18 protein-coding genes are annotated in these 22,468 nt (G+C 65.7%); 10 read left to right on the top strand and 8 right to left on the bottom strand.

Annotation, left to right across the window (positions count from 1 at the left end):
• Positions 1 to 296: 296 nt before the first annotated feature.
• The 6 genes from yaaA (at position 297) to AABM56_RS03960 (ending at position 7,164) form a co-directional block, all read left to right on the top strand.
• Positions 297 to 1,076 carry a peroxide stress protein YaaA gene (gene yaaA, locus AABM56_RS03985; RefSeq protein ID WP_133862105.1) on the top strand — a complete coding sequence of 260 codons (780 nt, stop codon included), beginning with the start codon at positions 297 to 299 and terminating at the stop codon, positions 1,074 to 1,076.
• A 396-nt stretch (positions 1,077 to 1,472) separates the two neighbouring features.
• Entirely contained in the window at positions 1,473 to 2,933 is a 1,461-nt protein-coding gene (locus AABM56_RS03980) for a mannose-1-phosphate guanylyltransferase/mannose-6-phosphate isomerase (RefSeq protein WP_133862106.1), read from the top strand.
• Positions 2,934 to 3,050: 117 nt separating this feature from the next.
• Positions 3,051 to 3,914: a TIGR01459 family HAD-type hydrolase gene (locus AABM56_RS03975; protein ID WP_133862107.1), complete on the top strand. Its 864-nt coding sequence runs from the start codon at positions 3,051 to 3,053 to the stop codon at positions 3,912 to 3,914.
• Positions 3,915 to 3,941: 27 nt separating this feature from the next.
• Positions 3,942 to 4,916, top strand: coding sequence for a D-glycerate dehydrogenase (locus tag AABM56_RS03970; protein ID WP_347883850.1), 975 nt, complete (start codon positions 3,942 to 3,944; stop codon positions 4,914 to 4,916).
• Positions 4,917 to 5,146: 230 nt separating this feature from the next.
• Complete coding sequence (locus tag AABM56_RS03965) at positions 5,147 to 6,667, top strand: fumarate hydratase (RefSeq protein ID WP_133862109.1); 1,521 nt, start codon at positions 5,147 to 5,149, stop codon at positions 6,665 to 6,667.
• A 128-nt stretch (positions 6,668 to 6,795) separates the two neighbouring features.
• On the top strand, positions 6,796 to 7,164 hold the full coding sequence (locus tag AABM56_RS03960; RefSeq protein ID WP_133862110.1) for a putative quinol monooxygenase: 369 nt from the start codon (positions 6,796 to 6,798) through the stop codon (positions 7,162 to 7,164).
• On the opposite strand, the gene AABM56_RS03955 is transcribed toward AABM56_RS03960, so the two are convergent.
• From AABM56_RS03955 to AABM56_RS03940, 4 genes are all read right to left on the bottom strand, one after another.
• Complete coding sequence (locus AABM56_RS03955) at positions 7,139 to 8,443, bottom strand: acyltransferase (protein WP_133862111.1); 1,305 nt, start codon at positions 8,441 to 8,443, stop codon at positions 7,139 to 7,141. The genes AABM56_RS03960 and AABM56_RS03955 overlap by 26 nt on opposite strands.
• Positions 8,444 to 8,537: 94 nt before the next feature.
• Positions 8,538 to 9,692, bottom strand: coding sequence for a phosphatidylserine/phosphatidylglycerophosphate/cardiolipin synthase family protein (locus AABM56_RS03950; protein WP_347883849.1), 1,155 nt, complete (start codon positions 9,690 to 9,692; stop codon positions 8,538 to 8,540).
• Positions 9,693 to 9,878: 186 nt separating this feature from the next.
• Positions 9,879 to 12,017 carry a bifunctional diguanylate cyclase/phosphodiesterase gene (locus tag AABM56_RS03945; protein WP_133862113.1) on the bottom strand — a complete coding sequence of 713 codons (2,139 nt, stop codon included), beginning with the start codon at positions 12,015 to 12,017 and terminating at the stop codon, positions 9,879 to 9,881.
• Between the two features lie 247 nt (positions 12,018 to 12,264).
• Positions 12,265 to 12,963: an OmpA family protein gene (locus AABM56_RS03940; protein WP_133862114.1), complete on the bottom strand. Its 699-nt coding sequence runs from the start codon at positions 12,961 to 12,963 to the stop codon at positions 12,265 to 12,267.
• Positions 12,964 to 13,181: 218 nt separating this feature from the next.
• Here AABM56_RS03940 and AABM56_RS03935 point away from each other — a divergent pair, with 218 nt between their 5' ends.
• Genes AABM56_RS03935 through AABM56_RS03925 form a run of 3 tightly spaced genes read left to right on the top strand, consistent with a single transcriptional unit; the run spans position 13,182 to position 15,717 of the window.
• On the top strand, positions 13,182 to 13,472 hold the full coding sequence (locus AABM56_RS03935) for a helix-turn-helix transcriptional regulator (RefSeq protein WP_133862220.1): 291 nt from the start codon (positions 13,182 to 13,184) through the stop codon (positions 13,470 to 13,472).
• Positions 13,473 to 13,488: 16 nt separating this feature from the next.
• Positions 13,489 to 14,652: an MFS transporter gene (locus AABM56_RS03930; protein WP_133862115.1), complete on the top strand. Its 1,164-nt coding sequence runs from the start codon at positions 13,489 to 13,491 to the stop codon at positions 14,650 to 14,652.
• Positions 14,653 to 14,667: 15 nt separating this feature from the next.
• On the top strand, positions 14,668 to 15,717 hold the full coding sequence (locus tag AABM56_RS03925) for an alkene reductase (RefSeq protein ID WP_133862116.1): 1,050 nt from the start codon (positions 14,668 to 14,670) through the stop codon (positions 15,715 to 15,717).
• A 246-nt stretch (positions 15,718 to 15,963) separates the two neighbouring features.
• Here AABM56_RS03925 and AABM56_RS03920 read toward each other — a convergent pair whose 3' ends face one another.
• The 4 genes from AABM56_RS03920 to secA all read right to left on the bottom strand — a co-directional run bounded on the left by AABM56_RS03920 (position 15,964) and on the right by secA (position 21,775).
• Complete coding sequence (locus AABM56_RS03920; RefSeq protein ID WP_133862117.1) at positions 15,964 to 16,911, bottom strand: Nudix family hydrolase; 948 nt, start codon at positions 16,909 to 16,911, stop codon at positions 15,964 to 15,966.
• Positions 16,908 to 17,546 carry a glutathione S-transferase family protein gene (locus tag AABM56_RS03915; RefSeq protein ID WP_133862118.1) on the bottom strand — a complete coding sequence of 213 codons (639 nt, stop codon included), beginning with the start codon at positions 17,544 to 17,546 and terminating at the stop codon, positions 16,908 to 16,910. The genes AABM56_RS03920 and AABM56_RS03915 overlap by 4 nt, the downstream gene beginning before the upstream one ends.
• 82 nt (positions 17,547 to 17,628) lie before the next feature.
• Positions 17,629 to 18,846, bottom strand: a complete 1,218-nt coding sequence (gene argJ / locus AABM56_RS03910) for a bifunctional glutamate N-acetyltransferase/amino-acid acetyltransferase ArgJ (protein ID WP_133862119.1) — start codon at positions 18,844 to 18,846, stop codon at positions 17,629 to 17,631.
• A gap of 187 nt (positions 18,847 to 19,033) precedes the next feature.
• Positions 19,034 to 21,775: a preprotein translocase subunit SecA gene (gene secA / locus AABM56_RS03905; protein ID WP_133862120.1), complete on the bottom strand. Its 2,742-nt coding sequence runs from the start codon at positions 21,773 to 21,775 to the stop codon at positions 19,034 to 19,036.
• 234 nt (positions 21,776 to 22,009) lie between these two features.
• Between secA and AABM56_RS03900 the strand changes: the two genes are divergently transcribed.
• Entirely contained in the window at positions 22,010 to 22,468 is a 459-nt protein-coding gene (locus AABM56_RS03900; RefSeq protein WP_133862121.1) for a DciA family protein, read from the top strand.

The following is a 22,468-nucleotide window of genomic DNA, read 5'->3' as shown; positions in this document are numbered from 1 at the left end:
CGCTCCGCTGCGAAAGGTGCCGTCGCTCCAGCAACGGGTTCACGGACCGGCCAACATGAGGGCACGGGACCCGAGAGATGCGACGGACACTTCGGTAATAACGCAAAAGACCTGAGGCACAAAAGCTTTTTTTGGCCATACCCGATTTTTTTCGCGCCCCCCCTGTTTCCTGCGATCTGACCCGGCAACCTCGCCCCGGGAACGTGGTCAATACCTATCGATCCCATCGGCAAGGCCCACTGGAGCCCGGCGGCGGAGACTTCTAGAATGGCGCCTCGCCAAGAGGAGCCAAGCCGATGCTGATGGTGATTTCACCCGCCAAGACCCTGGACTACAGCACACCGCCGAGCACGCCCCGCCATACCCTGCCGCAATACCTGGAGCACTCCCGCGAATTGATCGAGGGACTCAGGCAGCTCGCGCCGGCAGAGGTTGCCGCGCTCATGGGGGTGTCCGACAAGATCGCCACCCTCAATGTCGCCCGCTTCGGCAGCTGGACCCCGGATTTCACGCCGGAGAATGCCAAGCAGGCGCTGCTGGCGTTCAAAGGCGACGTCTACACCGGCCTGGCCGCCGAGGATTTCGAGGAAGACGACTTCGACTTCGCCCAACGGCACCTGCGCATGCTGTCCGGACTCTATGGCCTGCTGCGTCCTCTCGACCTCATGCAACCCTATCGCCTGGAGATGGGCACCAAGTTCGCCAATCCGCGCGGCAAGGACCTCTATGCCTTCTGGGGCGACCGTATCAGCGACTGGCTCAAGGCGGATCTCGCAGCCCAGGGTGACGAGATCCTGCTGAATCTGGCCTCGAACGAGTATTTCAGCGCGGTGCGCCGCGCGCACCTGCAGGCCCGGGTCGTGGATGTGGAGTTTCGCGACCTCAAGAATGGCGATTACAAGATCATCAGCTTCTACGCTAAGAAGGCACGGGGCCTGATGGCGCGGCACGCGATCAAGCAACGCGTCTCTAAGGTGGACGACCTGCGCGATTTCGGCGACCAGGGTTACCGCTACTCGAGCGAGCGCTCCGCGGCCGACAGGCTGGTGTTCCTGCGCGATACACCGGCGGATTAGCCATGGGAATCGACGGATGGCACAATTGCCCGCATGCTGGGCCATCGAACTGGCTAGAGGGTCACATTCGATGGCTGCCATCCGTGAAAGACTGTCATCTCCCTCCAATAAAAAGGTTTCAGCCCCGTAGCGGAGACGTTCCAGGCGCGAAAAGTTGCCGGACATCTCAAAACCGCTGCCTTTCCGAAAAAAGGAAAATTCGCTGAGAACCACTTTCGTTTGATTCTGTCTCTGTCTGGTCCTTGCCCCGGGTCATGCTGGCCAATGGCAATCAGTCCGCACGTTCAATTTGTACCGGTCGACCTTTCGGCCGGTTGATCTTTCGAAGCATGGACGCTTCGTCCCGACCTCAGGGACAGCGGCCACAAATCAGCAGACGCTGAAGGAGTAACGCCCATGATTCCCGTCATCCTGTCCGGTGGTAGCGGCTCGCGACTCTGGCCCCTCTCGCGCAAGCTCTACCCCAAGCAGTTCCTGGCCCTGACCAGCGAACAGACCATGTTCCAGGAGACCATCAATCGCCTGGGCTGCGAGGGCAGCATCGATTGCCCCATCATCGTCTGCAACGCCGAACACCGTTACCTGGTGGAAGAGCAGCTCAAGGCCGTCGAGTGCAAGCCCCAGGCGCTGATCATGGAGCCCTTCGGTCGCAACACCGCGCCGGCCGTGGCCATCGCTGCCATGCAACTGGTCGCTGACGGCAAGGACGACCTGATGCTGGTGCTGCCCGCCGATCACGTGATCGAGGACGAAGCCGAATTCAAGGCCGCCCTGCAACAGGCCGCCGCCGCCGCCGAGCGTGGCGAGATGGTGCTGTTCGGCATTCCGGCCACCGCGCCCGAGACCGGCTACGGCTACATCAAGACCGGCTCCAACGACGATCTGCCCCAGGGCGTGTCCCGCGTCGAACGCTTCGTCGAGAAGCCCGATGCCGTCACCGCCACCGAATACGTGGCCTCCGGCGACTACTGCTGGAACAGCGGCATCTTCCTGTTCCGCGCCAGCCGTTTCCTGGAAGAGCTGAAGAAGCACGACACCGACATCTATGACACCTGCCTGCTGGCGCTGGAGCGCAGCAGCATCGACGGCATCAACATCAGCATCGATGCCGCCACCTTCGCCGTCTGCCCGGACAACTCCATCGACTACGCCGTGATGGAAAAGACCACCCGCGCCTGCGTGGTGCCGATGAGCGCCGGCTGGAACGATGTCGGTTCCTGGTCCGCGCTGTGGGACGTGCATGCCAAGGACAACAACGGCAACGTCATCAAGGGCGACGTCGTCCTGCATGACAGTCGCAACTGCCTGGTGCACGGCAGCGGCAAGCTGGTGACCCTGGTCGGTCTGGAAAACGTGGTCGTGGTGGAAACCAAGGACGCGGTCATGATCGCCCACAAGGACAAGGTCCAGGACGTCAAGAAGCTGGTCAATGCCCTCGAGAAGCAGAACCGCAACGAGGTCAAGGCACACCAGGAAGTCTTCCGTCCCTGGGGTTCCTACGACTCCATCGACATGGGTCAGCGCTTCCAGGTCAAGCGCATCACCGTCAAGCCGGGCGCCCAGCTGTCGCTGCAGATGCACCACCACCGTGCCGAGCACTGGATCGTGGTCTCCGGTACCGCCGAGGTCACCTGTGACGACAAGGTCTTCCTGCTGACCGAGAACCAGTCCACCTACCTGCCGATGACCTCCGTGCACCGCCTGGCCAACCCTGGCAAGGTACCGCTGGAGCTGATCGAGGTGCAGTCCGGTGGCTACCTGGGCGAGGACGACATCGTCCGCTTCGAAGACATCTACGGCCGCGTCGATACCCAGGCCCTGGAAGTCGCCAAGGCCGGCAAGGCGCCCACGCGCTAAGCCCAGCCTCACGGCAATCCCCAGACACCGGCCAAGGCCGGTGTCTGTGTTTTCGGCAGCCGCTCGGCAAAACCGGTTAGGCTTGTCGTTTCCCCTTTTCGCCATCGGATCCGCCGCATGACCGCTCCCACCCTGCTCCGCCTCGATCAACTGGACGAGGCGCTGGCCGCCTATGACGGCTTCATCCTCGACCTCTGGGGCGTGGTGATCGACGGCTACGAGACCTTTCCCGGCGCCCGCGCCTGGCTGGAGCGTCGCGCCGCCGAGGGCAAGCCGGTGTGGTTTCTCAGCAATGCCTCGCGCGATGCGGATGGCATGGTCGAAGAACTGGGCAAGCTGGGCGTGCCGCGCGAACTCTTCGCCGGCATCACCACCTCGGGCCAGCTGGCCATCGACGCCTTTCAGCAGGACCCTAAATTCCGCGCAGGCGGCATCTACCTTTCCGGTCCCGGCACCGGCCAGGCGGGCTGGCCCGCGGAGATCCGCGCGCGCTTCGTCGAAGACATCGACCAGGCGGCCATCATCCTCGGCGTCGGCAGCTTCCCCGAAGACGAGCTGGAAGCCCGCTTCGCGCCCCTGGCCGCTGCCCTGGACAAGCCCTTTCTCTGCGCCAATCCGGATCGCAACGTGGTGTCCGGGGGTCTACCCTTCTATGCGGCCGGCAAGCTGGCCGATCGCTTTGCCGCCCTGGGTGGCGAGGTCACCTGGTACGGCAAGCCCGATCCCTATGCCTTCCGCTGCGCAGCCGAGGAACTGGCCACCCGCGGTGCCCAGCGCCTGCTGTTCGTCGGGGATTCCCTGGTGACCGACGTGCCCGGCGCGGTGGCGGCGGACATCGACTGTCTGTGGCTGGCCGCCACCGGCATCCACCGCGAGGCCCTGGGCCTGGACTTCAATCAGGAGCCCACCCGCGAGGGTCTCGCCGCCCTGCTGGAGCAGCATCCCGCGTTGCCGCGTTTCACGGCAGCCGGCCTGGCCTGACCCCTTTTTCCACACGCCGAGGTATCGATGAGCAAGAAGCACGTAGTGGTCTTCAACCGCCTGCCCGAACAGCTGGTGGAACGCCTGCGCGAACACTTCACCGTCGAGGTGATTCCCACCAGTGCCAACCTCGATCTCTTCGCCGCTGCCGCAGCCAAGGCCCAGGGCCTGATCGGCGCCAGTCGCAAGCTGGGCGAGAAGGAGCTGGAAATGGCCACCACCCTGGAAGCCATCGCCAGCGTCTCGGTCGGCTACGATAGCTATGACGTGGACTACCTGACCGAGCGCGGCATCCTGCTCACCAACACCCCGGACGTGCTAACCGACACCACCGCCGACCTCGGCTTCACCCTGCTGGTGAGCGCCGCCCGGCGGGTGCCGGAGCTGGATGCCTTCGTCAAGGCCGGACACTGGCGCAAGGGCATCGGCGAAGAACACTTCGGCACCGACATCCATGGCCGTACGCTGGGCATCGTCGGCGCCGGTCGCATCGGCGCGGCCATCGCCAAGCGCGGCCACTTCGGCTTCGACATGCCGATTCTCTATACCGCCAACAGCGCCAAGCCCGAGCTGGAAGAGCAGATAGGTGCCCAGCGCCGAGAGCTGGACGACCTGCTCAGGGAAGCCGACTTCGTCTGCCTGGTGGTGCCCCTGTCGGCCGCTACCGAAGGCCTCATCGGCGCACGCGAACTGGGGCTGATGAAGTCCAGCGCCATCCTGATCAACCTGGCGCGCGGCCCGGTCATCGACGAGCCGGCGCTGATCGAGGCGCTGCGCCAGGGCCAGATCCGCGGCGCGGGTCTGGACGTCTATACCCGTGAACCGCTGGAGGCCTCGCCGCTGTTCGAACTGCCCAATGTGGTCACCCTGCCGCACATAGGTTCGGCCACCCACGAGACCCGCTATGCCATGGCCGAACGCGCGGTGGACAACCTCATCGCCGCGCTCGGCGATGAGCGCCCGACCGATCTGGTCAATCCGGCGGCCCTGGACCGCCGCTAGGCGCTGATCGCCCACCGTCGACCCAGGTGGCGTGCCGTCCGGCCGCTTAAAGGCTATACTGCCGCGCCGCTCTCGGGTCGGCCGCCCTGGCCGGGTGGGCCTCTCTCAGTGTGTCAGGCCACCCCTCCGATCGGGCTCCTTCGCGGCCCGATCCGTGCGACCCGAATTGCGCGCCCGTCTCGCCACCGTCCGTGGCCGAGACGCAAGAAACCGCCAAGAGGAGCGCGTACATGACCGTGATCAAGCAGGATGACCTGATCCAGAGCGTCGCCGACGCCCTGCAGTTCATCTCCTATTACCACCCCGTCGATTTCATCCAGGCCATGCACGAGGCCTATCTGCGCGAAGAATCCGCCGCCGCGCGCGATTCCATCGCCCAGATCCTGATCAACTCGCGGATGTGCGCCACCGGCCACCGGCCGATCTGCCAGGACACCGGCATCGTCACCGTCTTCGCCAAGGTCGGCATGGACGTGCGCTGGGACGGCGCCACCCTGAGCCTGGACGAGATGATCAACGAGGGTGTCCGTCGCGCCTACAACCTGCCGGAAAACGTCCTGCGCGCCTCGATCCTGGCCGACCCGGCCGGTGCCCGCAAGAACACCAAGGACAACACCCCGGCGGTGATCCACTACCAGATCGTCCCCGGCAACACCGTGGAGATCGATGTCGCGGCCAAGGGCGGCGGCTCCGAGAACAAGTCGAAGATGGCCATGCTCAACCCGTCCGATTCCATCGTCGACTGGGTGCTCAAGACCGTGCCGACCATGGGCGCCGGCTGGTGCCCGCCGGGCATGCTGGGCATCGGCATCGGCGGCACCGCCGAGAAGGCCGCGGTGCTGGCCAAGGAATCGCTGATGGACGAGATCGACATCCATGAGCTGAAGGCCCGCGGCCCGCAGAATCGCCTGGAAGAGCTGCGCCTGGAGATCTTCGACAAGGTCAACCAGCTGGGCATCGGTGCCCAGGGCCTGGGCGGCCTGACCACGGTGCTGGACGTCAAGATCAAGGACTACCCGACCCACGCCGCCTCCCTGCCGGTATGCATGATCCCCAACTGCGCCGCCACCCGTCACGCCCATTTCGTGCTCGACGGCTCCGGTCCCGCCAGTCTGGAAGCACCGCCGCTGGACGCCTATCCGGAAATCGTCTGGGAAGCCGGTCCGAGCGCCCGTCGCGTCGACCTCGACACCCTGACCCCGGAAGAGGTGCAGAGCTGGCAGCCGGGCGAGACCGTGCTGCTCAACGGCAAGATGCTCACCGGGCGCGATGCGGCCCACAAGCGCATGGTCGACATGCTCAACAAGGGCGAGTCGCTGCCGGTGGACCTCAAGGGTCGCTTCATCTACTACGTCGGCCCGGTCGATCCGGTGGGGGACGAGGTGGTCGGCCCGGCTGGTCCCACCACGGCGACCCGCATGGACAAGTTCACCCGCCAGATCCTCGACCAGACCGGCCTGCTGGGCATGATCGGCAAGTCCGAGCGCGGCCCCATCGCCATCGAGGCGATCAAGGACCACAAGGCGGTGTACCTGATGGCCGTCGGCGGTGCCGCCTACCTGGTGGCCCAGGCCATCAAGGGCTCCAAGGTGCTGGCCTTCCCGGAGCTGGGGATGGAAGCCATCTATGAGTTCGAGGTGAAGGACATGCCGGTGACCGTGGCCGTGGATACTCGTGGCGAGTCGGTGCACATCACGGGTCCGCAGGTGTGGCAGAAGAAGATCGCCGACAGCCTCGCCGTCGAGATCTAAGCGCCAGTCGCTGCGAAAAAGCCCAGCCCTGTGCTGGGCTTTTTCATTGGGCGCACGTCCGTCAGCCGGCGGGAGCACCGCCGATTGGCAGGGGTCGCATAGAGACCATCCCTGACCCCGGAGCACCCATGCCTACTCTTCCCAGCGATTCCGTCTGCAGCCTGGCCCCCGTCTTCGCCGTCCAGCCCGATCAGCTCGAAGCCTTCAAACGCCTGGGCGAGGCCATGCTGCAGCGCACCCGGAACGAACCCGGCTGCCTCTACTACGGCTTCTGCTATGACGGCACCACGGCGCGCTGCCGCGAAGGCTATCGCGATGCCCAGGCGCTACTGACCCACCTGGACAACGTCGGCGACTTGCTGGAGCAGGCCCAGGCCATCGCCACCCTGGAACGCTTCGAGGTGTTCGGTGCGGCCGATCAGCTGGAGCAGCTGCGCGAGCCGCTGGCGGCGCTGAACGCCCGCTTCTTCGTCATGGCCGAAGGCTTCCGCCGCTAGCCTGAGGGGGCTTCTGCTGCGGCGCCAGCCGCGGCAGCAGCACCGCGAGGATGCGTTTGCGGGTCGGCACCACCAGCCGCTCCTGGAACAGCACGCAGAGCACCACCACCGCCAGCAGGAACAGCCAGTACCAGGCGATGGAGTTGGTATAGGCCCCGGCGGCGGCGATGCAGACCTCGCGATTACCGCTCAGGCAGGCTTTGAGATCGCCGCCGATCAGCTGTTCCAGGGTCATGTAGATTCCCGACAGGGGTACGTGCAGGGCGAACATCGACAGCGAAGCGCCGCCGAGTCGTGGCGACCAGTGGCGGATGCGCTCGCTGGCCGGTTCCTGGGCCAGAGCCGCCAGGTACACCAGGATCAGCTGCGACGGCAGGAACAGGCCGTTGTGGAAGAGGAAGTACCAGAACTTGGGGCCGTGGGTGAAGAGTGCCGTACCCAGGGCGAAACTGAGGATCAGGTAGCTCGCCAGCAACAGCCGCTGCCGTTCCGACGGCGCCCAGCCCCGCATATGCTGGCGGCGAAAGACGGCATACAGCAGGATGCCGGCAAGGAATTCCGGCAAGCGGAACAGGGGCACCCGTTGCAGGAGGCCGGTGAAGGGCATGCCATAGTTCTGGTTGGCGATCACCAGCAGCGGCGGAATCAGATAGAGCACCCAGACCAGCAGCAACAGCTGCCAGGGCCGCTCGCTGGTCATCAGCCGCGGGGCCAGCTTGGGAAAGGTCAGATAGAAGAAGAACAGCGCCGAGATCGACCAGAGGGGCGCGTTGAAGGTCAGGTAATAGGGATTCCACGCCTGCAGCATGAACAGCTGCAGCACGGCGTTGAAGCCCAGTTCCGCGTTGGTCATGAAGTGCTGGAACAACTCGGGATTGGTCCGTGCCAGGGGCTCGTTGGTATCGAACACCACGAAGCGGATGCTCGCCGTGGCCGCACCCGGCGGAATGCCCAGACTGCCGATCCAGGTCACCACCGCCATCGCCAGCAGCAAGGCGAAGATATGGATCGGATAGAGATTGGCGAAGCGCTTGATCCAGAAACTGCGCGCCGGCTCGCGCAGGTTGCCGCGACCGCAATAGACGTGGGCGAGCAGGAAACCGGAGAGCACGAAGAAGGTGCTGGTGGCGAAGAAACCCATGCTGGTGATCTCGTCCAGCAGGGGAATGGTCTTGCGCTCGGGATAGAAATGGATGGTGTGGTAGACGACCACATAGAAACCCATCAGAAATCTGAGCCACTCCAGACCGATGAAGCGGTGTTTATCTAAAGTCTGCACTAAGGCGTTACTCGTCTGGCCTCGTCCGCGGGACGATGGGTCCGGCCAACAGCGCCGGATCGGTTATGTTACCCGCACCTGCCAACCGGGGCTGCTAACCGCGACCCAGTACACCGATCACGAGGCGATCCAGCGAACCCCAGAGCCATTCGCGCGCCCGTCTCCACCAGGGGCGACTGCGCCAGAATTCCAGGGTGATCTCGCGGCTCTGGGCGAAATCCTTGACGAAGCTGGCCGCCACCGCCTGACTCAGGCTGCGATCCACCGCCTCGACATTGGCCTCCAGGTTGAACCTCAGATTCCAGTGATCGAAGTTGCAGGAGCCGACGCTCACCCAGTGGTCCACCAGCACCATCTTGGCGTGGATGAATCTCGGCTGGTATTCGTAGATGCGTACACCGGCGCGCAACAGGCCGCGGTAGTAACGCTGCCCGGCGAAACGCACCGGGGGATTGTCGGTATGACGACCGGTAAGCAGCAGGCGCACGTCGACACCGCGGCGCGCCGCGCGCCTGAGCGCCCAGCGCACGCGCCAGGTCGGCAGGAAATAGGGAGTGGCGAACCAGATGCGTTGCTGGCCGCCCACCAGGGCACGAATCAGTGCCTGGAGGATGTCACGGTGCTGGCGGGCGTCGGCGTAGGCCACTCGGCCCTGCCCTTCCTGGGCAGCGGGTGGTGGCGGTGGACGCTCGCGCCCGCGCCGCGGACGCGGCTTCCAGGCGCGGCGGCGACCGACCGCTTCCCATTGGCGCTCGAACAGGGCCAGCCAGTCTTCCACCAGCGGACCCTGGATGCGCACCATGACCTCGTGCCAGTTGCAGTCGCTCTTGGCTGGATCCCAGAAGTCGTCGGTCGCGCCGCTGCCACCGACGAAGGCTTCTGCGCCGTCGATGATGAAGATCTTGCGATGATCGCGGTGCAGGTTGTGCAGGCCGTGGCCGAAGCGCATGGGATTGAAGACGCGCAGCTCGGCGCCGGCTTCCTCCAGCTGACGGCGCAAGCCGGCGTCCATCCGCAGGGTACCGAAGCCATCGAACAGGCAGCGTACCGCGACGCCGCGTCGGGCCGCCTCGGTCAGGGCCACCAGCAGTTGCTCGGAGCAGCTGCCGGCTTCCACCAGATAGAGTTCGACATCGATCTGGCGACTGGCGCCAGCGATGGATTCGAGCATGGCCGGAAAGAACCGACCGCCGTCCACCAGCAATTCGAACCTGTTGTTTTCCCGCCATGGAAAGACGGCGCCCCGCATGCTTCCTACTCCGTGCCTGTGGCCCTTGCATAAGAAGGCTCGGACGGGTGTTCGTTCAGTGGCGTGCGTGGTTTGGCTGGCCAGGTGCCGGCCCGGGAAGTCCTGCCAGCTCTGGCACGCCGCCTGGCCCGCGGCCTGCGCCGATGGACGGCGGCTGATCGCTGCTGGCGCAGGCCCTCAGGGCGCCTAAAGCGTTGGCTCGGGCCGCTTGGCGGCCCAGTCCACCTGCTGGGGGAAGCGTCCGGTCACCTCGGCGCTCAGCGGTCGGGAAACCAGGAAGCCCTGCATGATTTCGCAGCCGTGCTCGATCAGCCAGTCACGCTGCTCCAGGGTCTCCACGCCTTCGGCGATGACTTCCAGATCCAGGTTGCGGCCCAGCTCGAGGATGGTGCTGACGATGGCGGCGTCACGCGAGGAATCGAGCATGTTGGCGATGAACAGCTGATCGATCTTGAGGGTATCCAGTTCGAAGTGGCGCAGGTACGCCAGCGAGGAATAGCCGGTGCCGAAGTCGTCCACCGCGATGCGTACACCAAGGGCACGCAGTTGCGACAGCTGCGCCCGCGTGTAGTCGATGTCGTGCATCAGCGCCGACTCGGTCACCTCGATTTCCAGCTGCCTGGGTTGCAGCCCATGGGTCTCGATGATCTGGCGCAGGCTTTCCGCCAATTGCGGCATGCCGAACTGCACGGGGCTGAGGTTGATGCTCAGCAACAGTTCGGCGCCGTAGATCTCCTGCAGGGACTGCAGCTTGGTCGCGCCTTCGCGGAAGATCCAGTCGCCGATACGGTTGATCAGCCGGGTTTCTTCCAGCAGCGGGATGAAGACACTGGGCGAGACCTTGCCGGCCACCGTGTGCTCCCAGCGCAGCAGCGCCTCGAAGCCGCGCAGGCGGCCATCGCGCAGATAGACCTGCGGCTGGTAGGCAAGCACGAAATCCTTGTTGTCGATGGCATTGCGCACGCTTTCTTCGAGCATCAGCCGGGAACGGGCACGGCCATTCATTTCCGGCGAGAAGAAGCGGTACTGCTGGCGCCCGCCGCGCTTGGCCTCGTACATGGCGATGTCGGCGGAGCGCAGCAGGCCGTCCACGGTATGGCCGCAATCGGGATAGCTGGCGATGCCGATGCTGGCGCCCAGGCTGACCTCCATGCCGTCGATGCGATGCACCGTGGCCAGCAGCTCCAAGAGCTTCTCGGCGACGCGGGCGGCATCCTCGGGATGTTCGAGGGAATCGAGCAGCGCGGTGAATTCGTCGCCGCCCATGCGGGCCAGGATGTCGTAGGGCCGCATGCAGCTCTTGAGCTGCTCGGCGACGATGCACAGCACGCGATCCCCGGCCTCGTGGCCGAGGGAGTCATTGATGCGCTTGAAACCGTCGAGATCGATGTAGAGCACGGCCATGCGCTTGCCGTTGCGGCCGCTGCGCGCCAGCGCCGCTTCCAGGGTCTGGTTGAAGCCGCGGCGATTGAGCAGCCCGGTCAGGGCATCGGTGACGGCCTGGGATTCGAGCTGGTCCTGCAACTCGCGCATGCGCGACATGTCCAGGGCGATGATGACCATGGCCCGCTGCATGCGCGGCAGCGGTGCGCAGGACAGTGCCACCGGCAGGCTGTCACCGCGATTGGTGCGCAGGCGGGCATCGTGCAGGCGGTAGGTCTCGCGACGGTCGTAGTGTTCCATGAAGGGCGAGGTCTGCCAGTCGTCGAGACCGCTCCCCCCTTCGAGGAAGTCGAGGAAGTTGGCATGCACCAGGTCACTGACGCTGCAGCGCAACATGCGGGCGATGGCGGCGTTGGCGAAGGTCACCCGACCCTGCTCGTTGACGGTGAGGATGCCCTCGGCGGCATTGTCGAGCAGCGAGTCGCTGAAGGACTTGGCCAGCTCCAGCTGCTGGGTGGCCTGCAGCAACTCGCGACGATTGCGCTCGTGATCGAGCAGCGAGCGCACCTTGTGGCGGAGGATATTGGGATCGACAGGCTTGAGCAGATAGTCGACCGCGCCGGTGGCATAGCCACGCAGCACCGATTCGTAGGAGTGGGCTTCGGCGGAGACGAAGATTATCGGGGTGAAGCGGGTACGCAGGTTGCTGCGCATGATGCGCGCCACCTCGAAGCCGTCCATGATCGGCATCTGCACGTCGAGCAGGACCAGGTCCACGGTTTCGTCCAGCAGGTATTGCAGGGCACGCTCACCCGAGGCGGCCGTGATCACTCGCCAATTTCCGACCTCCAGCACGGCCTGCATGGCGAACAGGTTCTCCTGGCGGTCGTCCACCACCAGCAACACCGGGCCTTGCTCTGACTGCGGTAACGGGCACTCCATCAAGCCTTTTCTCCCCGCGGCTTCTGCCGCCGTGCAGCAGCCATATGCGGCTGGCTACCCCTTCCCTTCGTGTCCGTTATGCGATGTGTCGCTCCAACCCTACTAGCGTAGCAGCCGGACAGGCGCCTGCCGCCTGCCATTTGACAGGAGGGGACCTTTGCGACGTCTATCAGAGCGCAAAATGGAAAAGCAGTTTCCGCCGCCCTTCACGAGGGCGCGGAAACTGCGGTTCACGGGCGACGAGCGGTCATTGCTGGGCGGGGGTGCCGGTCGCTCCGGGCAGGGGACGCAGATTGACCTCGACGCGACGATTCTGCGCCCGGCCATCGGCGCTGGCGTTGCTGGCGATGGGCGCATCGGGACCGGCGCCGCGGGTGCTCAGTCGCGCCGCGGGTACGCCCTGAGCGGTCAGGTAGCCGGCAACGTTCTGCGCCCGGCGCTGGGACAACTCGATGTTGTGGGCGCGGCTGCCGGTGCTGTCGGTATAGCCGACGATCTCGATGCTGTTCTGATCGAACTGCTTGAAGGAATTGGCCAGGTCGTTCAGCGGCTTGTAGAAGCTGTTGGCGATGTCGGCCGAGTCGGTGGCGAAGGTAATGTTGCCGGGCATGATCAGCTTGATGTCATCGCCCTGGCGCTGCACCTCGACGCCGGTGTTTTCCATCTGCCGGCGCAATTCGGCTTCCTGGCGGTCGGCGTAATAGCCGTAGCCCGCTGCCGCTGCGCCCACGGCCGCGGCGCCGATCAGCGCACCCTTGCCCCGATGATTGTGATCGATGGCGGCACCGGCGACGGCGCCGGCGAGAGCGCCCAGGCCACCGTACTTGGCGGTGTTGGAGGTGCCACCGCTGGCCTGACCCTGATTTTCGTAGGGATTGGGGGAAGCGCATCCGGCCAGGGTGGCCAGGGCCAGGCTGGCGAGAAGGATACGGGTGGGCAGCGCCATGTCTTTACTCCTTGAAGATCCATCGCGGCGGACAGGGCCGCACCTGGCAATTCTAGCCGCCCGATCTGAATCGCAACTGAACGAAGCGGCGCCCCTGGACACTTATCGCGATAGTGAGCCTCTAAGCCCACGATAGGCAGAATCGAAGATGGATAGCTTGCATATCGATTTTTTACGATCTAAGGTTCGCTACAACCCAATATGACGATGCGACCGTGATGGACGAAATCCTCAAAGCCCTGGCCAATCCCCTGCGCCGCCAGATCCTGAGTTGGCTGCGCGATCCCCGGCAGTACTTTCCGCACCAGGACCATGACCTGGGCACGGGCGTCTGCGCCGGGCAGATCGAGGCCCGGGCGGGGCTGTCGCAGTCGACGGTCTCGGCGCACCTGGCGGTACTGACCCGAGCCGGCCTGGTCACCACGCGGCGCATCGGTCAATGGGTGTTCTACCAACGCGACGAGGCCGCCATCCAGGCCTTTGTGCAACGCCTCGCCCGCGAACTCTAGTCTGCAAGGAATCCTGATGCCCGCTTCTCTCATCGTGCTGGCGCTGAGCGCTTTCGCCATCGGCACCACCGAATTTGTCATCATGGGCCTGCTGCCCAATGTCGCAGCCGATCTCGGCGTGTCCATCCCTAGCGCCGGCTGGCTGGTCACCGGCTATGCCCTGGGCGTGGCCGTTGGCGCGCCCTTCATGGCCTTGGCCACGGCCCACTGGCCGCGCAAGCGTGCCCTGCTCGCGCTGATGGGCATCTTCATCGTCGGTAACCTGCTCTGCGCGGTGGCCAGCGGCTACAACATGCTGATGCTGGCGCGGGTGGTCACCGCCCTCTGCCATGGCGCCTTCTTCGGTATCGGCGCGGTCGTCGCCGCGAGCCTGGTCCCGGAGAATCGCCGCGCCTCGGCGGTGGCCCTGATGTTCACCGGTCTGACTCTGGCCAATGTGCTGGGCGTGCCCCTGGGTACCGCCCTGGGTCAGGCGGCTGGCTGGCGCTCGACCTTCTGGGCGGTGGTGGTGATCGGCGTGGTCGCCCTGATCGGGCTCTGGCGGGTACTGCCGGCCGACCGCAACCAGCCGCGCGCCGACCTGCGCCGGGAGTTGCTCGCCCTGCGTGGCCTGGGCTTCTGGCTGGCGCTGTCGATGACGGTGTTCTTCGCCGCCTCCATGTTCGCCCTCTTCACCTATGTGGCGCCGCTGCTGCAGGAAGTCACCGGTGTCTCGCCGCGGGGCGTCACCGGCACCCTGCTGCTGATCGGCCTGGGCCTGACCCTGGGCAACTTCATCGGTGGCCGCCTGGCCGACTGGCGCCTGGCCACCAGCCTGGTAGGCATCTTCGTCGCCCTGGCGCTGACCTCCGCCGCGCTGCGCTGGACCGGTCATGCCTTCCTGCCCGCCGAGATCACCCTCTTCCTCTGGGCCGCCGCCGCCTTCGCCGCCGTGCCGGCCCTGCAGATCAACGTGGTCACCTTCGGCAAGGACGCGCCGAATCTGGTCTCGACCCTCAACATCGGCGCCTTCAACGTGGGCAACGCCCTCGGCGCCTGGGTCGGCGGCCTGGTGATCGACCACGGCCTGGGTCTTACCGCGGTACCCCTTGCCGCCAGCGGGCTCGCCCTGCTGGCCCTCATCGCCACCCTGCTGACTGCCAGCCAGGCCCGCAAGAGCGGCCTGGCGACCGCCAGCTAATCAAGAGAGCTAGCCATGACTCAGCTGTTCGAGCCGATCAAGATCGGCGCCCTGGAACTGCCCAACCGCGTCATCATGGCGCCCCTCACTCGCTGCCGTGCCGAACCGGGCCGGGTCCCGGGCGACCTGATGGTCGAGTACTACGTGCAACGCGCGTCCGCCGGCCTGATCATCACCGAGGCCACCTCGGTGGACCCCATGGGCGTGGGCTATCCCGACACCCCCGGTATCTGGTCCGACGCGCAGGTGGCCGGCTGGCAACGGGTGACCACTGCCGTGCACAAGGCCGGTGGCCGTATCGTGCTGCAACTCTGGCATGTGGGGCGCATCTCCGATCCCCGTTACCTCGACGGCGAACTGCCAGTGGCGCCGAGCGCCATCGCCGCCCAGGGTCACGTCAGCCTGCTGCGCCCCAAGCGTGACTATGTCACCCCGCGAGCGCTGGAAACCGCCGAGATCCCCGGCATCGTCGCCGCCTATCGGCATGGCGCGGAGAACGCCAAGCGTGCCGGCTTCGACGGCGTCGAGGTCCATGGGGCCAACGGCTATCTGCTCGACCAGTTCCTGCAGAGCGATACCAACCAGCGTACCGACAACTATGGCGGCTCCATCGAGAATCGCGCCCGGCTGCTGCTGGAAGTGACCGATGCCTGCATCGATGTCTGGGGCGCCGATCGCGTCGGCGTGCACCTGTCCACCCGTGGCGACATGCACACCATGGGCGACAGCGACCCCGCCGCCACCTTTGGCCATGTCGCCCGCGAGCTGGGCCAGCGCCAGGTCGCCTTCATCTGCATCCGCGAAGCGGCTGGCAGCGACAGCCTCGGCCCGGATCTCAAGGCGGCCTTTGGTGGCGTGTACATCGCCAACGAGAAATTCGACAAGGCCAAGGCCAATGCCTGGCTGGAAGAAGGCAAGGCCGATGCCGTGGCTTTCGGCGTGCCCTTCATCGCCAACCCGGATCTGCCGCAACGGCTGGAGCAGGACGCCGCGCTGAACGAGCCGCACCCGGACACCTTCTACAGCAAGGGCCCGGTGGGCTACATCGATTATCCGCGGCTGTAACTTTCTACGCCGATAAGAAAAAGCCCGCCAATTGGCGGGCTTTTTCTTGGGCTTCGCAGGCGGCTGGGCTAGCTCTACCGCCGAAGCCCAGGGTCACGAGTTCCGTTCATCTCTGTTGGGCTTCGCTGCGCTCAGCGCCAACCTACGTCGAGAATCGTAGGTTGGGTTGAGACGGCTCCATCGTCGAAGCCCAACAGGCACGAGCACGGTGCATCCCTGTTGGGCTTCGTTGCGCTCAGCGCCAACCTACGCCGGTGTAGGCCAGAACGCGCGGATCGCCGCCACGCCCTGGGCGCCGGCCTGCCAGGCGCCGGCGAGGTCGTCATCGCCCAGCCCCCCCAGCAGATAGGCTGGCAGGTTGCAGTCGGCCAGCAGTTGCTGGGCCTTGACCCAGCCCAGGGTCGAGGCGCCGGGATGGCTCGCGGTGGGCATCACCGGCGACAGGGTGACGAAATCCACACCCATCTGCTGGGCCAGAGCCAGTTCCTCGGCGTCATGGCAGGACGCCGCCAGCAGGCGCTGCTCCGGGAAGGGCCGGCCATTGGGCGCATAGCGGCGCAACTGCTCGGTGGTCAGGTGCCAGCCAGCCGCGGGGAAATCCCCCAGCCACTCCAGCGGCCCTTTGAGCATCAGCTGGGCGCGCCCGGTGCAGAGCCCCTGGACATCGCCGGCCAGGTCGCGGTACTGCGGATCGAAGTTGTCCGGTGTGCGCAGCTGGACCAGGCGGATACCGTTGTCCAGCGCCCGGTGCAGACCATTGAGCAATTCCGCGGTGGTCAGCTCGCCAGGGGTGATGAGGTAGCGCTCCGGCAGCCGCGCCGCCTGGACGATGGGCCGGTTGGCCGCCGGAAAGTCGTAGTTGACCAGGTCACGCGGGGCGATCCAGGCCAGCGGCTGGCCTTCGGCGCCATGGGCATCGCCGCTGAAGGCGTCCACCTGCCAGACATCCAGCAGCACCGCCTGGTCGGGATAGTCGTGGCGCACCTGCAGCAGCGGGCGAGCCGCTGTCACCTGGATACCCAGCTCCTCGGCCAGTTCGCGCGCAAGGGCCACGGCCGGCGCTTCACCGGCCTCGACCTTGCCTCCCGGAAATTCCCAGAGACCGCCCTGGTGCTTGTGCGCGGGACGTTGGGCGATAAGGATCTGCCCCTGGGGGTCGCGGATCACCGCGGCGACGACATGCAGACGGCTCATGCGCTCTGCTCCTCGGTTTCAGCCTCCGCCAGCCAGCGCTGGAAGGCCGGCCAGGCGTAGATGGTTTCGACATAGGCGGCCGCCTCGGCCGACAGTTCCACCCCGTAGCTGCGGAAGCGGCTGGCGACCGGAGCATAGAAGGCATCGGCGATGGTCGGCGTACCGAACAGATAGGGGCCTTGCTGGCCATAGCGCTCGCGGCATTCGCGCCACAGGCGCTGGATGCGCTGGATGTCTTCCACCGCCTCGGCGGTGGTCGACTTCAGCCGCTGGCGGCGACGCAGATCCATGGGCAGCTCGCGGCGCAGGGCCAGGAAGCCACTGTGCATCTCGGCGCACAGCGCCCGGGCATGGGCGCGGGCCAGGGTATCCGTCGGCCACAGCCCGGCGTCGGGATAGGCCTCGGCGAGATACTCGACGATGGCCAGGGAATCCCAGATGGTGCCCTCGGCCAGTTTGAGCACCGGCACCTTGCCGGTAGGCGACTGGGCCTTGAGCAAGGCGCGGCTGTTAGGGGTATAGAGCGGGATCGACACCTCTTCGAAGGCGGCGCCGCTGAGCTCCATGGCCAGCCAGGCCCGCAACGACCAGGAGGAGAAATTCTTGTTGCCGATCACGAGTTGCAGCTGGGACATGCGGGGATTCCTCGAAACGATGCGGTCCGCGAGGACCGCCGCAGGCGCCCGTCGGAACGGGCGCCAAGGCGTCGGGTAGCCGTCAGGTACGGTACTCGGCGTTGATCTTCACGTAGTCGTGGGACAGGTCGGTGGTCCAGATGGTCTCGCTGTGGCTGCCGCGACCCAGCTCGATGCGGATCTCGATCTCGGCCTGGGCCATGACCCGCGCGCCCTGCTCCTCGGTATAGGTGGCCGCACGACCGCCCTGCTGGCAGATCTGCACCCCGCCAAGGAAGACGTCGATCAGGCTGACGTCCAGCTGGGGCACGCCGGCCCGGCCGACGGCGGCGAGGATGCGGCCCCAGTTGGGATCGGAGGCGAACAGCGCGGTCTTGATCAGCGGCGAATGGGCCACGGCGTAGCCGACGTCCAGGCACTCCTGGGCATTGCCACCGCCATTGACCTGCACGGTGACGAACTTGGTGGCACCCTCGCCGTCACGCACGATGGCTTGGGCCAGTTCGGCGAATACCGCGAACACCGCCTCGCGCAGCTGCTCGAAGGCCGTGCCGCTGGCCTGGGTAATTTCCGCCATGGCCGCCTGGCCGGTGGCCACCAGCATGCAGCAGTCGTTGGTGGAGGTGTCGCCATCAATGGTGATGCGGTTGAAGGAGCGGTTGGCGGCATCGGCCAGCAGATCCTGCAGCAGGCCCCGGGCGACCTTGGCGTCGGTGGCCACATAACCGAGCATGGTCGCCATGTTCGGCTTGATCATGCCGGCACCCTTGCTGATGCCGGTCACGGTAACGGTGGTGCCATCCACCTGGAACTGACGGCTGGCGCCCTTGGGCAGGGTGTCGGTGGTCATGATGCCGGTGGCGGCAGCGGCCCAGTTGTCTTCGGCCAGATCGGCCAGGGCGGCCGGCAGCGCGGCTTCGATCTTTTCCACCGGTAGCGGTTCGCCGATCACCCCGGTGGAGAACGGCAGCACCGCCGCCTCGCCGACGCTGGCCAGGGTGGCCAGGGTCTTGGTGGTGCGCTCGGCCGCGGCCAGGCCCGGCTGGCCGGTACCGGCGTTGGCATTGCCGGTGTTGGTCAGCAGGTAGCGCACGGGGCCGGCGAAGCGCTGGCGGGCGACGATCACCGGCGCGGCGCAGAAGGCGTTCAGGGTAAAGACCCCGGCCACGCTGGAGCCTTCGGCACAGCGCATCACCACCACATCCTTGCGCCCGGGACGCTTGATGCCGGCGGAGGCGATACCGAGTTCGAAACCGGGAACCGGGTGCAGCGTGGAGAGCGGACCGAGACCGACAGCCATGGGGAAACTCCAGTGAAAGAAAAGGAAACGCCGCGAGCGGAAAACCGGTCGCGGCGTGGAAAGCAGCCTTCCAGCGCCCACCTTGCCCAGCCTGGGCAAGGGGCGCGGACAGCCTAGCGGGTGGAGTTTACAACCTGTCGGCAGCTATGCCGACAGGTTGCCGTCGCCCCGGCTGCCTGGGCAGGTCTCAGTCGAGCTTGCCGTGGCACTGCTTGTACTTCTTGCCGGAACCGCAGGGGCACGGCTCGTTGCGACCGATCTTCTGGTCATTGCGCTGGGGCTGCAAGGGCACCACGGTGTCTTCGCCCTGCTCGTCCTCGAGCACCTCGGGGTCGACCAGCGAAGGCGCCTCGGCATGCTGGAACTGCATGCGCTCGGCCAGGGCCTCGGCCTCGCGGCGCATGCGCTCCTCTTCCTCGACCGGATCCTCGCGGCGCACCTGGACGTGGGACAGCACGCGGATGGTGTCGCGCTTGATGCTGTCCAGCAATTCCTGGAACAGGTTGAAGGACTCGCGCTTGTATTCCTGCTTGGGATTCTTCTGGGCGTAGCCGCGCAGATGGATGCCGTGGCGCAGGTGGTCCATGGTGGTGAGGTGATCCTTCCAGAGGTCGTCGACCACCCGCAGCAGCATCTGCTTCTCGAAGTTGCGCAGGGCCTCGCGACCGGCCATGTCTTCCTTTTCCAGGTAGGCCGCTTCGAGCTGTTCGAGGATCTTCACCCGCAGGGTGTCCTCGTACAGCTTGTCGTCCTCGTCCAGCCATTGGGCGATGGGCAGTTGCTGACCGAAGACGCTGTAGATCTCGGCTTCCAGGCCGGGAACGTCCCACTGCTCGGGCAGCGACTGCGGCGGGATGTGCTCGTTGATCACCTGGGTCAGGGTCTCCTCGCGGAAGCCCTTGATGGTGTCGCCGACGTCTTCGTTTTCCAGCAGGGTGTCGCGCATGTGATAGATCACCTTGCGCTGCTCGTTGGCCACGTCATCGTATTCCAGCAGCTGCTTGCGGATATCGAAGTTGCGGCCTTCGACCTTGCGCTGCGCCTTCTCGATGGCGTTGGTGACCATGCGGTGCTCGATGGCCTCGCCGCCCTGCATGCCCAGGGCCTTCATGAAGTTCTTCACCCGGTCGGAGGCGAAGATGCGCATCAGGCTGTCTTCCAGCGACAGGTAGAAGCGGCTGGAACCCGGGTCGCCCTGGCGACCGGCACGGCCGCGCAGCTGGTTGTCGATTCGGCGGGACTCGTGGCGCTCGGAGGCGATCACGTGCAGGCCGCCGGCATCGATGACCTGCTTGTGACGCGCCTGCCAGGCGGCCTTGATCGCGGCGATCTGCTCCTCGGTGGGATTCTCCAGGGCCGCGACTTCCACTTCCCAGTTACCGCCGAGCAGGATGTCGGTACCGCGACCGGCCATGTTGGTGGCGATGGTCACGGCGCCCGGACGACCGGCCTGGGCGATGATCTCGGCTTCCCGTTCGTGGTACTTGGCGTTGAGCACCTTGTGCTCGATGCCGGCCTGGGTCAGCAACTGGTCGACGTACTCGGAGCTCTCGATGGAGGCGGTACCCACCAGCACCGGACGGCCTTCGGCCTGGCACTGCTTCACGTCCTCGATGATGGCCTGGTACTTCTCGGCCTGGGTCAGATAGACCAGGTCGTTGAAGTCCTTACGGGCGATCTCGCGGTGGGTCGGGATGACCAGCACGTCGAGGTTGTAGATCTGGCGGAATTCGAAGGCCTCGGTGTCGGCGGTGCCGGTCATGCCACCGAGCTTGTTGTAGAGGCGGAAGTAGTTCTGGAAGGTGGTCGAGGCCAGGGTCTGGCTCTCGGGCTGGATCGGCAGTCCTTCCTTGGCCTCGATGGCCTGGTGCAGGCCTTCGGAGAGGCGACGACCCGGCATGGTCCGGCCGGTGTGCTCGTCGATCAGCAGCACCTGGTCCTGCTGGACGATGTACTCGACGTTGCGATGGAACAGGGTGTGGGCGCGCAGGCCGGCGAACACGTGGGTCAAGAGGCCCAGGTTGTGCGCGGAGTAGAGACTCTCGCCCTCGGCCAGCAGACCGGTCTCGGTGAGCATCTCCTCGATGAACTGGTGACCCAGCTCGGTGATCTCCACCTGGCGGGTCTTTTCATCGATGGTGTAGTGGCCGACCTGGGTCGGATTGCCCTCTTCTTCCTCGATGTGCTGCTGCAGACGCGGGATCAGCAGGTTGATCTTCTGGTAGAGCTCGGAGCTGTCTTCGGCCTGGCCGGAGATGATCAGCGGGGTCCGGGCTTCGTCGATGAGGATGGAGTCCACCTCGTCGACCACCGCGAAGTTCAGCTCGCGCTGGTACTTCTCGGCCATGCTGAAGGCCATGTTGTCGCGCAGGTAGTCGAAGCCGAATTCGTTGTTGGTGCCGTAGGTGATGTCCGAGGCATAGGCGGCGCGTTTCTCTTCCGGCGGCTGGAACGGCAGGATGATGCCGATCGACAGGCCGAGGAATTCGTACAGCGGCCGCATCCAGTTGGCGTCGCGGCGGGCCAGGTAGTCGTTGACCGTGACCACGTGGACGCCCTTGCCGGACAGCGCGTTGAGGTAGACCGGCAGGGTACCTACCAGGGTCTTGCCCTCACCGGTACGCATCTCGGCGATCTTGCCCTCGTGCAGCGCGGCGCCACCGATCAGCTGGACGTCGAAGTGGCGCATGCCCATGACCCGCTTGCCGGCCTCGCGGACCACGGCGAAGGCTTCGGGCATCAGCGCGTCGAGGGACTCGCCCTGCGCGACGCGCTGCTTGAATTCCTCGGTCTTGGCGCGCAGTTGCTCGTCGCTCAGGGAGGCAATCTGGGATTCCAACGCATTGGTGGCCACCACGACCTTGCCTAGGCGTTTGACATCTCGTTCGTTCTTGCTTCCAAAGAATTTCTTCAACAAAGGCGCAAACATATCGACTGGAATTCTTCCGCTGGAATGAGGGGAGCGAAACGGGCGGCAAGGCCTCTGCAGAGCCTGGCCAGACGCCTGGGCGCGGGGGTTGAAACCCGCGGTGTCCCGCGATGGTAATCGGGCATTCTACTCGGAAATGCCGATGAGGAAAGAACGACGGGCCCCCGGCCGCCAGGACGCCAGAGCGATCTGTTACCATCGGCCTCTCCTCTTCGCCCATCGCGAGTCCTGCGCATGGCCTTTCGCCCCCTCTCCGCCGTCGCTCCCGCCGCCCTGCTGCGCCAGGCCAAACCGCTCAAGGCGCTGTTTCGCGAGGCCGAGCGGCTGGGTCGGCTGCAACAGTTGCTGGAAGAGCAGCTGCAACCGGCCGCTCGTCCCCATTGCCGGGTGGCCAGCTGGCGCGAGGGGACCCTGCTGCTGGTGGTCAACGACGCCCACTGGGCGACCCGGTTGCGCTATCAGCAGCGGCGCCTGCTCAGACTGCTGCAGCAGGCGCCGGAATTCGCCGGCTTGCTGCGCCTGCAGTTCAAGATGCAGCCGAGTCCTGGCGTCGCCACCCGCGTCCGACCGGTGCGCCTGGTCAGTCAGGTCGGCGCCGACAGCCTGCGCGAAGTCGCGGCGGGAATCCGCGACCCCAAGCTCAGGGCTGCGCTGGAGCGGCTGGCCAGCCGTACCGGCCAGCCAGAGACCTGA

This window comes from Pseudomonas aestiva (genome assembly GCF_039908605.1).
In the GTDB taxonomy this organism is placed as follows: domain Bacteria; phylum Pseudomonadota; class Gammaproteobacteria; order Pseudomonadales; family Pseudomonadaceae; genus Chryseomonas; species Chryseomonas aestiva.
This window is presented reverse-complemented; position numbering and strand designations above follow the sequence as displayed.

Bases quoted from the DNA above. Each gene is read 5' to 3' on its own strand.
- yaaA (WP_133862105.1), top strand. From the start codon at position 297: ATGCTGATGGTGATTTCACCCGCCAAGACCCTGGACTACAGCACACCG.
- AABM56_RS03980 (WP_133862106.1), top strand. From the start codon at position 1,473: ATGATTCCCGTCATCCTGTCCGGTGGTAGCGGCTCGCGACTCTGGCCC.
- AABM56_RS03975 (WP_133862107.1), top strand. From the start codon at position 3,051: ATGACCGCTCCCACCCTGCTCCGCCTCGATCAACTGGACGAGGCGCTG.
- AABM56_RS03970 (WP_347883850.1), top strand. From the start codon at position 3,942: ATGAGCAAGAAGCACGTAGTGGTCTTCAACCGCCTGCCCGAACAGCTG.
- AABM56_RS03965 (WP_133862109.1), top strand. From the start codon at position 5,147: ATGACCGTGATCAAGCAGGATGACCTGATCCAGAGCGTCGCCGACGCC.
- AABM56_RS03960 (WP_133862110.1), top strand. From the start codon at position 6,796: ATGCCTACTCTTCCCAGCGATTCCGTCTGCAGCCTGGCCCCCGTCTTC.
- AABM56_RS03950 (WP_347883849.1), bottom strand. From the start codon at position 9,692: ATGCGGGGCGCCGTCTTTCCATGGCGGGAAAACAACAGGTTCGAATTG.
- AABM56_RS03945 (WP_133862113.1), bottom strand. From the start codon at position 12,017: ATGGAGTGCCCGTTACCGCAGTCAGAGCAAGGCCCGGTGTTGCTGGTG.
- AABM56_RS03940 (WP_133862114.1), bottom strand. From the start codon at position 12,963: ATGGCGCTGCCCACCCGTATCCTTCTCGCCAGCCTGGCCCTGGCCACC.
- AABM56_RS03935 (WP_133862220.1), top strand. From the start codon at position 13,182: ATGGACGAAATCCTCAAAGCCCTGGCCAATCCCCTGCGCCGCCAGATC.
- AABM56_RS03930 (WP_133862115.1), top strand. From the start codon at position 13,489: ATGCCCGCTTCTCTCATCGTGCTGGCGCTGAGCGCTTTCGCCATCGGC.
- AABM56_RS03925 (WP_133862116.1), top strand. From the start codon at position 14,668: ATGACTCAGCTGTTCGAGCCGATCAAGATCGGCGCCCTGGAACTGCCC.
- AABM56_RS03920 (WP_133862117.1), bottom strand. From the start codon at position 16,911: ATGAGCCGTCTGCATGTCGTCGCCGCGGTGATCCGCGACCCCCAGGGG.
- AABM56_RS03915 (WP_133862118.1), bottom strand. From the start codon at position 17,546: ATGTCCCAGCTGCAACTCGTGATCGGCAACAAGAATTTCTCCTCCTGG.
- argJ (WP_133862119.1), bottom strand. From the start codon at position 18,846: ATGGCTGTCGGTCTCGGTCCGCTCTCCACGCTGCACCCGGTTCCCGGT.
- secA (WP_133862120.1), bottom strand. From the start codon at position 21,775: ATGTTTGCGCCTTTGTTGAAGAAATTCTTTGGAAGCAAGAACGAACGA.
- AABM56_RS03900 (WP_133862121.1), top strand. From the start codon at position 22,010: ATGGCCTTTCGCCCCCTCTCCGCCGTCGCTCCCGCCGCCCTGCTGCGC.